The following is a 9,958-nucleotide window of genomic DNA, read 5'->3' as shown; positions in this document are numbered from 1 at the left end:
AGCCAAGCTGACTGGAGTTCAGTCGTCTGCTCTCCCGATCCCCGGCGAGCGCGCCGACGCACGAGCGGCCGCGACCGCCGCCTAGCGCGTCGACGCGCCCCGCAGCCAGCGCTCGACCGCATCGTAGGCGGCCTGCCGCGCCGGCTCGAACGACAGGAACACGTCGTGGAGGGCGCCGTCGATGCGGGCGATCGTGACGTCGGGACCGAGCCGCACCGAGCGCGCGGCGATCTCGTCGACGACGAGCACGATGTCGCTGCGCAGCATCTCGTCGCTCCAGCGCGGCTGGATGAGGGAGCGCTTGGAGAGCAGCGTCAGCACCGGCACCCCGATGTCGAGGCCCGCCGCGACGCGCGACTGACCGGCGAAGATCGCGGCCAGCCAGGCGGGATGCGTCGGCGCACCGGCATCCAATCGCCATGAGTGGTCGTACTCCCACTGCCCGTCGCGGTTCTTGTCGATCGAGCGCGCGTAGAAGCCGTAGTCGACGTTCGGCATCACCGCGGTGGGCCGCACCATCGCGGCGAGGTTGAGCGCGGGGGCGATGGCCTCGCGCCCCACTCGGCTCGCCTGGAACTCGAGCCAGGGGCTGTTGAGCACGAGACGGTCGGCACGACCCGGATAGCGCGCCGCCCACAGGCTCAGCACGAGGCCGCCCGTCGAGTGGCCCACGAGGACGAGCGGCCGCTTCGGGTCGTCGTGCTGGCCGTGGCCGATCGCGCCGAGCGCGGCCTCGAGATCGGCGTCGTACGTCGTGATGTCGGTGATGTAGCCCGGCGAGCGGCCGGGACGCAGCGATCGGCCGTAGTTGCGCAGGTCGAGGGCGTGGAACCGTGCCCCGAGACCTGCCCAGAACCGGGCCAGCTCGGGGTTGAAGAAGTAGTCGTTCCAGCCGTGGACGTAGAGCACGTCGGCGCCCTGCACGAGCCCGCCGAGCGGCCGATGCCGGCCCGTGTAGCGCACGACCGTCGCGACGATGGGTCCGATGTCGTCGTCGCCGAGCGGCAGCGTCCGCTGCTCGAATCCCGGCCCGAGCACGTCGGGCCGCCATCCCGCGACCTCGGCCATCGCGCACCCCCGTTCGGCTCGGCTCTCCGCCACCCTACCGAGCGTGCTGGGAGGTTCCCGGTCCGGATCGGGCGCCGAGCGCCGGTCGGAGCGCTGCTGCGACCGCATCGACGCAAGCGAGGCATCCTCGTGTTCTGCGCTCGCGCCTGCCACCATGGCCCGTATGGATCCGTCGTATCCGCTCGTCGTGCGGGCCCTGTGCGAGTTCATCGGCACCGGGGTGCTCATCATCCTGGGCAACGGCGCGGTGGCGAACGTGCACCTGAAGGGGTCGAAGGGCTACCGCGGCGGGTGGAGCCTCATCGCCATGGGCTACGGCTTCGGCGTCATGATCCCCGCGATCATGTTCGGCGCGATCTCGGGCAACCAGATCAACCCCGCCTTCACGATCGGGCTCGCGACGTGGGGCCTGTTCCCGTGGTCGGAGGTGCCGATCTACATCGCCGCGCAATTCGCCGGCGCCATGGCGGCGCAACTCGCCCTCGTCGCGATCCACAAGCCGCTCTACGACCGCACCGAGAACCCCGAGGACATCCTCGCGACGTTCTCGACCATCGACGCCGTGCACTCGAAGCTCAACGGCTTCCTCAGCGAGCTCCTCGGCTCCGTCGTGCTGTTCGCGAGCGCGCTCGCGCTCGTGAGCTCGCCGCTCGACAGCTCCGGCGTCGAGCACCTCGCGCTCGGCTTCCTCGTGTGGGGCCTCGTCGCGGGGCTCGGCGGCCCGACTGGCCCGGCGCTCAACCCCGCGCGCGACCTCGGCCCGCGAATCCTGCACGCGCTGCTCCCGCTCAAGCACAAGGGCTCGAGCGAGTGGGACTACGCGTGGGTGCCCGTCGTCGCACCCATCCTGGGCGGTCTGATCGGCGTCGGCTGCTGGCAGCTCATCTTCGGCTGGGCCGTCTTCGGCTGAGCGGCCGAGCGCGACCCGTCCGAGCGAGACCCGGCCGAGCGCGACCCGACTGAACGCGACAGCGCAGCGCACCGGGATGGGGCCGGATGACCCGTGCCACGGACTCAGCCGAGCAGCAGCCCCGCGATCGCCCCGGCGACCATCGACGGACCGAACGGGATCGCCGAGCCGAGGCCGGCCCGGCCGCGCGCGAGCGTCACGAGCGCGACGAGGCCACCGACGAGGAACGCGCCGAGCAGGCCGATGACCCACGTCGTGAGGCCGAAGACGCCGAGCGTGATGCCGATGATGCCCGCGAGCTTGACGTCGCCCATGCCCATCGAGCGCGGCGACAGCAGCGCGACGACCCCGTAGACGACGAGCATCGCCGTGCCGCCCGCGAGCGCCTGCCAGAGCACCTCCGGCCCGACCGTGAAGCCGGCGGCGGCGACGCACACCGCGATCACGAGGAACGCGGGCAGCAGGATCGCGTTCGGCAGCCGGTGCTCGACGAGGTCGACGGCCGACGCGGCGACGCCCGCCACGGCGAAGACGAGCGCCACCGGCAGCAGCGGGCTGAGGCCGACGCCCCACACGATCGCGAGGAACACGAGCGACGTGACCGCGGCGAACACCCAGCGCGACGACGCTGCGAAGCGCCCGCGCGCGTTGACGTGCTGGGCGGCGAACTGCCGCACGGGCCACCAACCGGCGGCCCACCCGCCGACGACGGCGCCGACGAGCAGGGCGGCGGTCACCTACTCGCCGCGCGAGACGTCGACCATCTCCTCGCGGGAGACGAGCTTGATGCGCGCGCGGTCCTCGGCTGCGCCGAGGGCGATCTCGTGCTCGTCGAGGCGGTGCCAGCCGTCGAGGTCCGTCCAGCGGATGCCGCGCTCCTCGAGCATCGCGACGACGGAGTCCTCGGTCGGCGACTCGGGCGTCCACCAGTTGCCGAGGTCGTTGATGAGGTGGGAGATCGTCTCCATCGCATCCGACTTCGTGTGGCCGATGAGTCCGACGGGGCCGCGCTTGATCCAGCCGGTCGCGTAGACGCCGTACATCTGGCGGTTCTCGCCCGTCGCCGGGTCGTGCACGAGCACCTGGCCCTCGTGGTTCGGGATGACGCCGCGCTCGGCGTCGAACGGCACGTCGGGCAGCGGCGAGCCGAAGTAGCCGACCGCGCGGTAGATCGCCTGGATCGGCAGCTCGCGGATCTCGCCGGTGCCGACGACGCCGCCCTGGCCGTCGGGCCGAGTGCGCTCGTAGCGGAAGGCCGAGACCTTGCCCTGCTCGTCGCCGACGACCTCGACGGGCTTGGCGAAGAAGTGCAGGTGCAGGCGACGAGAGGCCTGCCCGACCTCGCGCTGACGCCACTGGTTCAGCACCTTGTCGATGACGAAGACCTGCTTGTTGCCGGCGACGGCGGCGCGCGCCGCGTCGTCGTAGTCGAAGTCCTCGTCGTAGACGATCATGTCGACGTCGCGCAGCTCGCCGAGCTCGCGGAGCTCGAGCGGGGTGAACTTCACCGAGGTCGGGCCCCGGCGGCCGAAGACGTGCACGTCGGTGACGGGCGAGGCCGCGAGGCCCTCTGCGACGTTCGCCGGGATCTCGGTGACCATGAGGTCCTCGACGTGCTTCGCGAGCATCCGCGACACGTCGAGCGCGACGTTGCCGTTGCCGATGACCGCGATCTCCTTCGCCTCGAGGGGCCAGGTGCGCGGGTAGTCGGGGTGGGCGTCGAACCAGTTCACGAAGTCGGCGGCGCCGTAGGAGCCGTCGAGGTCGATGCCCGGGATGTTGAGGTCCGCGTCGCGCACCCCGCCCGTGGCGAAGATGACGGCGTTGTAGTGACGCTTGAGGTCGTCGAGCGTGATGTCGGTGCCGAAGCGCACGTTGCCGAAGATGCGGATGTCGCCGCGGTCGAGCACGTCGCGGAGGGCGGTGATGATGCCCTTGATGCGGGGGTGGTCGGGCGCGACGCCGTAGCGCACGAGGCCGTAGGGCGCAGGGAGGTGGTCGAACAGGTCGATCGACACGTCGAAGTTGCGCTCGGCCTTCAAGAGGATGTCCGAGGCGTAGATGCCGGCGGGGCCGGCCCCGACGACGGCGAGGCGCAGTTTGGTTCTCGTCACTAGTTGTTTCTCTCCACGATGGACTCGGCGAATGCCGTGAGGGCCTTCTTCACGCTGCCGGCGGGCAGCGGCGCGAGCGCGGCGACGGCGTCGCGCGACCAGGTTCGTGCTTCGGCGAGCGTCTCGGCGGTGACCGAGTGCTCGCGCAGTTCGCCGACGAGCGCGTCGACCATCGCCGGGTCGGGGGCGAGGGCGATGGCGGCGGTGTTGGTGTCGAGGGCGTCGACGAGCTGTTCGCGGGCCGTGCGGATGACGTACCGCTCGAGCCGGCCGAGGAGGTCGGCCGCGTCGGCGTCGCCGGCGGCCGCGCGCTCGCGCAGCTTCAGCAGCGGCAGCGTCACGACGCCCGCCCGCAGGTCGGTGCCGGGCACCTTGCCGGTCTCGCCCGGCTTCGCCGAGAGGTCGATGACGTCGTCGACGAGCTGGAAGGCGATGCCGACGCGTTCGCCGAACTCGAGCATCGCGCGCTCGTAGGCGGGGTCGACGGCGTCGGCGTTCGAGAAGAGCACGCCCGACTGCGCGGCGGCCGCGATGAGCGAGCCGGTCTTGTCGGCGAGCACCTGCACGTAGTGCGCCACGGGGTCCTCGCCGGGCTGCGGGCCCAGCGTCTCGTGGAGCTGGCCGAGCACGAGTCGCTCGAAGGTGTCGGACTGGAGGCGGATGGCGCGTTCGCCGAGCCGCGACATGAGCTGGTTCGCGCGCGCGAACAGCAGGTCGCCCGTGAGGATCGCGACGGTGTTGCCCCACACGGTCTGGGCGCTCGGCACGCCGCGACGGCGGTCGGCGTCGTCCATGACGTCGTCGTGGTACAGCGAGGCGAGGTGCGTGACCTCGATAGCCTGGGCGGCGGTGACGACGTCGTCGGTGACGCCGTCGCCGAGCTGGGCGGCGAGCAGGGTGAGCATGGGCCGCACGCGCTTGCCGCCGGCCTCGAGGAGGTAGCGCGTCGAGACGTCGGCGATGGGATCGGCGAAGTGCACTTCGGTCGCGAGGCCCGCCTCGACGCGGTCGAGTCCCTCGTCGACGACCTTCGCGAGACGGCGGTCGGAGGCGGAGGCGAACATCCGCTCGCTGAGGCCGAGACCCGCCACGAGCGACGAGCCGCGACGGACGACCGCTGGCCTGGAATTCACGCGTTCCAGCCTAGCGGGCCCCTGCCTGCGTACTTCCCTTGCGTCTCTCGACGTCGAACGGTCGGCGGGCCCGCGCGTCGGGCTCAGGATGCCGTGCGCGGCGCGCGACCGAACGCGAGCCAGGCGCTCGAGGCGACGTGCAGCAGGTCGTCCTCGGCGACGAGCTCCGAGGCGGCTCGGTCGTAGGCGGTGCGCATGGCGGCGCGCGTCGACTCGTCGGCGGCTCGGTAGATCGGTCCGACGACGGCGACGCCTGCCGGTGCGGCGGCCCAGAGGCCCTCCGGCGCGATCGCGAACTCCCACTCGATCTCGACGACCTCGACCGGCTCGGCGCCGCCATCGGCGAGGAGCGCCAGCAGCCCCGCCTCGGAGCGCTGGAAGTCGAGCTCGGCCAGGATGCGGTCGACGGGAACCCGCGCGGCCCCGGACTCGTCGATGACGCGCTGCCAGAGCGGCACGAGCGCGCTCGGCCGCCCCCACGTCGTGAAGGCGATCGGCGCCCCGGGCTTCGCGACCCGCACGAGCTCGGCGACGGCGCGACGGGGGTCGGCAGTGTGGTTCACCGAGAAGTTGCCGACGATCGCATCGAACGAGTCGTCGGCGTTCGGCAGGGCGAGCACGTCCCCGAGTTCGAACTCGACCCCCTGATGCTCGCGCCGCGCGATCGCGAGCATCGACTCGGCGCCGTCGCTGCCGGTCGCGGCCCAGCCGCGCGCGGCCGCGGCCCCCGCGACCGTCCCGGTGCCGGTGCCGACGTCGAGGAGCCGTCCGCCGGCCGGCACGGGGCCGACTGCGTCGAGGAGCGCCGGTGCGGCGCCCGCGCACATTACGGCGAACGAGCGCGCGTAGCCGTCCGCGGCGCGGTTCCAGTCGATCACGGGCGCGCTCAGGCGGCGGGCGCGGGCGGGGCCGCGGGCTTGAACGCGCGATGCAGGGCGACGATGCCGCCCGTGAGGTTGCGCCACTTCACGTCGGTCCAGCCGGCGGCCGCGATGCGGCGCGCGAGGTGCTGCTGGTCGGGCCAGGCGTTGATCGACTCGTTGAGGTAGTCGTAGGCGGTGTCGTTCGAGGACACGAGCTTCGTGAGCGCCGGCATCGCGACGCCCTGCCACAGGTGGTACCCCGAGCGGATGATCGTGTTCGGCGGCGTCGAGAACTCGCACACGACGAGGCGGCCGCCGGGCTTGACGACACGGAGGAACTCGGCGAGCGCGGCGTCGGTGTCGTTGACGTTGCGCAGACCGAACGAGATGGTGACGGCGTCGAACTCGGCGTCGCCGAACGGCAGCTTCGTGGCATCCGCCTCGACGAAGGCGAGGTTCGGCACGCGCGCCTGGCGCTCGCGGCCGACCGCGATCATGCCTGGCGAGAAGTCGGCGGCGACGATCTCGGCGCCGGAGGCCGCGAGCGCCGCGGACGAGGTGCCGGTGCCGGCCGCGACGTCGAGGATGCGCTCCCCCGCCTTCGGCGCCACGGCCCGCGTCGTCGCGATGCGCCACAGCGGGGCGTTGCCGACGGACAGCACGTTGTTGGTGAGGTCGTAGCGGGCGGCCACCTGGTCGAACATCGCCGAGACCGCGTGCGGGTCCTTGCCGAGGTCTGCGCGGGTCATGCCTGCAAGTCTAGGCTTGCCCCCCGCCCGCGCCGGTCGGGCTTCCACGCCGGTCGAGGAGCGCAGCTCCCGTCGGTCGAGTAGCGCAGCGTATCGAGACAGTCCCGCCGGTCGAGTAGCGCAGCGTATCGAGACCCCGCGACGAACCTCACCAGGTCTCGATACGCTCCTCCGTCGCTCCTCGACCAACGCAATCGTCGGTCGAGTAGCGGAGCGTATCGAGACCGCCGCGACGAACCTCACCAGGTCTCGATACGCTCCTTCGTCGCTACTCGACCAGCGGGTCGCGAGTCTCGATACGCTCCTCCGTCGCTCCTCGACCGACGCAGCGGTCGCTCCTCAGCGGAGCACGGGACGTAGGCTTGATCGGTGCAGTCCTCTCCCGTCCTCCGCGTGCGCACCGTCGCGGTCGATGAGACCGAGCCGCTCATCCCGCGGCTCGATCCCCGTCACCCCCTCCTCTGGATGCGACGTGGCGAAGGCCTCATCGGGCTCGGCGAGGCCGTCCGCATCGAGACCGGCGGGCCCGGCCGCATCGTGGATGCCGCCCGCGCGTGGACCTCGCTCGTGGCCGCCGCCGACGTCGACGACCGCGTCGGTCTGCCCGGCACGGGCCTCGTCGCCTTCGGCACCTTCGCGTTCGCCGACGACTCCGCCGCGACGAGCGTCCTCGTCGTGCCCGAGCTCGTGCTCGGCCGCCGCGACGGCCGCGCCTGGGCGACGACCATCCGCTTCGCCGACACCGACGAGCCCGACGACGCCCCCTTCGAGCTGCCGGAGCCCGCACCCAAGCGCCTCGTGCCCGACGTCGGGTTCGAGCCCGACGGGCTCGCACCGGACGACTACGAGGCCGCCGTCGCCCGCGCCGTCGAGCGCATCGACGCCGGCGAGTTCGAGAAGGTCGTGCTCGCCCGCCGCATCGTCGGCCGCCTCGACGACGGCGCGGGCCTGCGCGCCATGCTCGACCTGCTCGCCCGCCGCTACCCCGACACGTGGACGTTCGCCGTCGACGGCCTCGTCGGCGCGAGCCCCGAGACCCTCGTGCGCGTCGACACCGGCACCGTGAGCGCGCGCGTGCTCGCCGGCACCGCCTCGCGCGGCGCGGACGAGACCGACGACCGGGCACGCGCCGCGGCGCTCGCCGCATCCCCCAAGGACCGGGCCGAGCACGCCCTCGCCGTCGCCTCCGCGGTCGACACGCTGGCCCCGCACACCGCGCGCCTCGACGCGAGCCCCGAGCCCTTCACGCTGCAGCTCCCGAACCTCTGGCACCTCGCGACCGATCTCAAGGGCACGCTCGGCGACGGGTCGTCCTCGCTCGCGCTCGTCGAGGCCATGCACCCGACGGCCGCCGTCGCGGGCACCCCGCGTGACGCCGCGACCGCCGCGATCGCCGAGCTCGAGGGCTTCGACCGCGAGCGCTACGCCGGCCCGGTCGGCTGGGTGGATGCCGCGGGCGACGGCGAGTGGGCCATCGCCCTGCGCTGCGCGCAGGTCGCCGACGACGGCCGCGTCACCGCGTGGGCGGGTTGCGGCATCGTGCACGACTCCGTGCCCGCGTCGGAGCTCGCCGAGACGGGCATGAAGTTCCGTCCGATCACCGAGGCCTTCGGCGCACCGCCGCCCTCGGCATCCTGACCCGACGCCGGTCGAGTAGCCCGAAGGGCGTATCGAGACCTGGTGCGGGTCGCTGCGGGGTCTCGATACGGGCTTCGCCCGACTCGACCGGCGGGCGGCGCTTCGCCCGACTCGACCGGCGGGCGGCGCTTCGCCCGACTCGACCGGCTGGCGAAGCTTCGCCCGACTCGACCGGCGGGCGGCGGCAGCCGTCAGCTCGCCGCGAGGCGGGCCCGCTCGTGCTCGACGTCGAAGTCGGCGCTCGGCCAGGCCAGGTCCAACGACTCGAGGGCGCCGAGGAGCAGGTCCTGCACCGCGAGCCGCGCGTACCACTTGCGGTCGGCCGGCACGACGTGCCACGGCGCGACCTCCGTCGACGTGCGCTCGAAGACCGTCTGGTACGCGGCGTCGTAGTCGTCCCAGAGCGAGCGCTCGTCGACGTCCGCCGGGTTGTACTTCCAGTGCTTGTCCGGCCGATCGAGGCGCTCGGCGAGCCGCGACTTCTGCTCGTCCTTCGAGATGCGCAGCATCGCCTTGACGATCGTCACGCCCTCGGCGACGAGCCCGGCCTCGAACTCGTTGATGGCCCCGTATCGGCGCTCGATCTCCGCCTCGGGCGCGAGCCCGCGCACCCGGCCGATAAGCACGTCCTCGTAGTGCGAGCGGTCGAAGACGCCGATGAGTCCCGGCCCCGGCACGCGGCGCGCGATGCGCCAGAGGAAGTCGTGGGCGCGCTCCTCCTCCGTCGGCGCCTTGAACGCCGTGAGCGCGACGCCCTGCGGGTCGACCGCGCCGACGACGTGCTTCACGATGCCGCCCTTGCCCGCCGTGTCCATCGCCTGCAGCACGAGCAGCACGCGCCGTGTGTCGTCGCCCATCCGGCTCCGCGCGAAGAGCCGCTCCTGCAGTTCGGCGAGTTCGGGCACCCGTGCGGCCAGCGCCGCCGCGCCGTCGGCCTTGCCGCCCTCGAAGCCGGGGGTGGAGCCGGGATCCACGTCGGAGAGCCGGAACCCCCCTCCGACCCGCAGGATCGTCGCCGGATCGCCCGACCAGTGCCGCGATGCGCTCATGGGCCCATCCTGGCGCGCGCCGGGTCGCCCGTCGAGGCGCTCAGGCCAGCGGCACCTCGAGGATGCTCGGGCCGGGCGGCGGGGCCGTGAGGGCGCGGTCGAGATCGCCCGCCGTCTCCACGCGCGAGTAGGCCCACCCGTACGCACGGGCGAGCGCCTCGAGGTCGACCCGCTGCGGCGTGCGCTGGACGCGGGCGAACGCGGCGGGGTCGGCGGAGTCGGCGACTTCGAGGGAGTCGAAGATCGTGCCGCCGTGGTCGTTGCCGACGATGAGCTGCACCCGCGGGCGATCCTCGCCCTCGCCGAGCAGGAGTCCGCCGACGTCGTGCAGCAGCGCGAGGTCGCCGATGAGCACGCGCGTGACGCCCGCCGCCGCGCGAGCGGCCGCGGCCTGCGCCCGAGGGTCGCCCGGGTCGGCGTCCGCCGCGGCCGCG

At 72.9% G+C, this 9,958-nt stretch carries 10 protein-coding genes; 2 read left to right on the top strand and 8 right to left on the bottom strand.

All coding sequences use genetic code 11. The features are described 5' to 3' along the window. Nucleotides 1-81 precede the first annotated feature (81 nt). Nucleotides 82-1,101, bottom strand: coding sequence for an alpha/beta hydrolase (locus GB864_RS17015; RefSeq protein ID WP_336604061.1), 1,020 nt, complete (start codon nt 1,099-1,101; stop codon nt 82-84). Nucleotides 1,102-1,231: 130 nt separating this feature from the next. Between GB864_RS17015 and GB864_RS17010 the strand changes: the two genes are divergently transcribed. Further along, nucleotides 1,232-1,978: an MIP/aquaporin family protein gene (locus tag GB864_RS17010; RefSeq protein ID WP_160426880.1), complete on the top strand. Its 747-nt coding sequence runs from the start codon at nt 1,232-1,234 to the stop codon at nt 1,976-1,978. 104 nt (nt 1,979-2,082) lie between these two features. Here GB864_RS17010 and GB864_RS18655 read toward each other — a convergent pair whose 3' ends face one another. The 5 genes from GB864_RS18655 to GB864_RS16985 form a co-directional block, all read right to left on the bottom strand. Further along, nucleotides 2,083-2,715 (bottom strand): prepilin peptidase, encoded by a 633-nt coding sequence (locus tag GB864_RS18655; RefSeq protein ID WP_160426879.1) that lies wholly within the window; start codon nt 2,713-2,715, stop codon nt 2,083-2,085. Then, nucleotides 2,716-4,092 carry an FAD-dependent oxidoreductase gene (locus GB864_RS17000; RefSeq protein ID WP_160426878.1) on the bottom strand — a complete coding sequence of 459 codons (1,377 nt, stop codon included), beginning with the start codon at nt 4,090-4,092 and terminating at the stop codon, nt 2,716-2,718. It lies immediately after the preceding gene. Further along, nucleotides 4,092-5,225 (bottom strand): polyprenyl synthetase family protein, encoded by a 1,134-nt coding sequence (locus GB864_RS16995; protein WP_419672800.1) that lies wholly within the window; start codon nt 5,223-5,225, stop codon nt 4,092-4,094. Before GB864_RS16995 ends, GB864_RS17000 begins: the two co-directional genes overlap by 1 nt. A gap of 83 nt (nt 5,226-5,308) precedes the next feature. Continuing rightward, nucleotides 5,309-6,103, bottom strand: coding sequence for a methyltransferase domain-containing protein (locus GB864_RS16990; RefSeq protein WP_160426877.1), 795 nt, complete (start codon nt 6,101-6,103; stop codon nt 5,309-5,311). A gap of 8 nt (nt 6,104-6,111) precedes the next feature. Beyond that, entirely contained in the window at nt 6,112-6,837 is a 726-nt protein-coding gene (locus GB864_RS16985; RefSeq protein ID WP_160426876.1) for a demethylmenaquinone methyltransferase, read from the bottom strand. A 369-nt stretch (nt 6,838-7,206) separates the two neighbouring features. Between GB864_RS16985 and GB864_RS16980 the strand changes: the two genes are divergently transcribed. Next, nucleotides 7,207-8,475, top strand: a complete 1,269-nt coding sequence (locus GB864_RS16980) for an isochorismate synthase (protein ID WP_336604060.1) — start codon at nt 7,207-7,209, stop codon at nt 8,473-8,475. Between the two features lie 191 nt (nt 8,476-8,666). Here the strand turns inward: GB864_RS16980 and GB864_RS16975 are convergent, their stop codons facing one another. Next, a complete protein-coding gene (locus GB864_RS16975; protein WP_160426875.1) occupies nt 8,667-9,524 on the bottom strand; it encodes a PPK2 family polyphosphate kinase in 858 nt (285 codons plus the stop codon). A 40-nt stretch (nt 9,525-9,564) separates the two neighbouring features. Beyond that, a partial coding sequence (locus tag GB864_RS16970) for a thiamine pyrophosphate-dependent enzyme (protein ID WP_473808267.1) occupies nt 9,565-9,958 on the bottom strand: 394 nt, incomplete at its 5' end.

This window comes from Agromyces seonyuensis (assembly GCF_009789225.1).
In the GTDB taxonomy this organism is placed as follows: Bacteria; Actinomycetota; Actinomycetes; order Actinomycetales; family Microbacteriaceae; genus Agromyces; species Agromyces seonyuensis.
Note: the sequence above shows the minus strand (reverse complement) of the source record. Positions and strands in the feature narration are given on the sequence as shown.

Coding starts and splice junctions, on each gene's coding strand:
- GB864_RS16975 (WP_160426875.1), bottom strand. CDS start 9,524: ATGAGCGCATCGCGGCACTGGTCGGGCGATCCGGCGACGATCCTGCGG.
- GB864_RS16985 (WP_160426876.1), bottom strand. CDS start 6,837: ATGACCCGCGCAGACCTCGGCAAGGACCCGCACGCGGTCTCGGCGATG.
- GB864_RS17010 (WP_160426880.1), top strand. CDS start 1,232: ATGGATCCGTCGTATCCGCTCGTCGTGCGGGCCCTGTGCGAGTTCATC.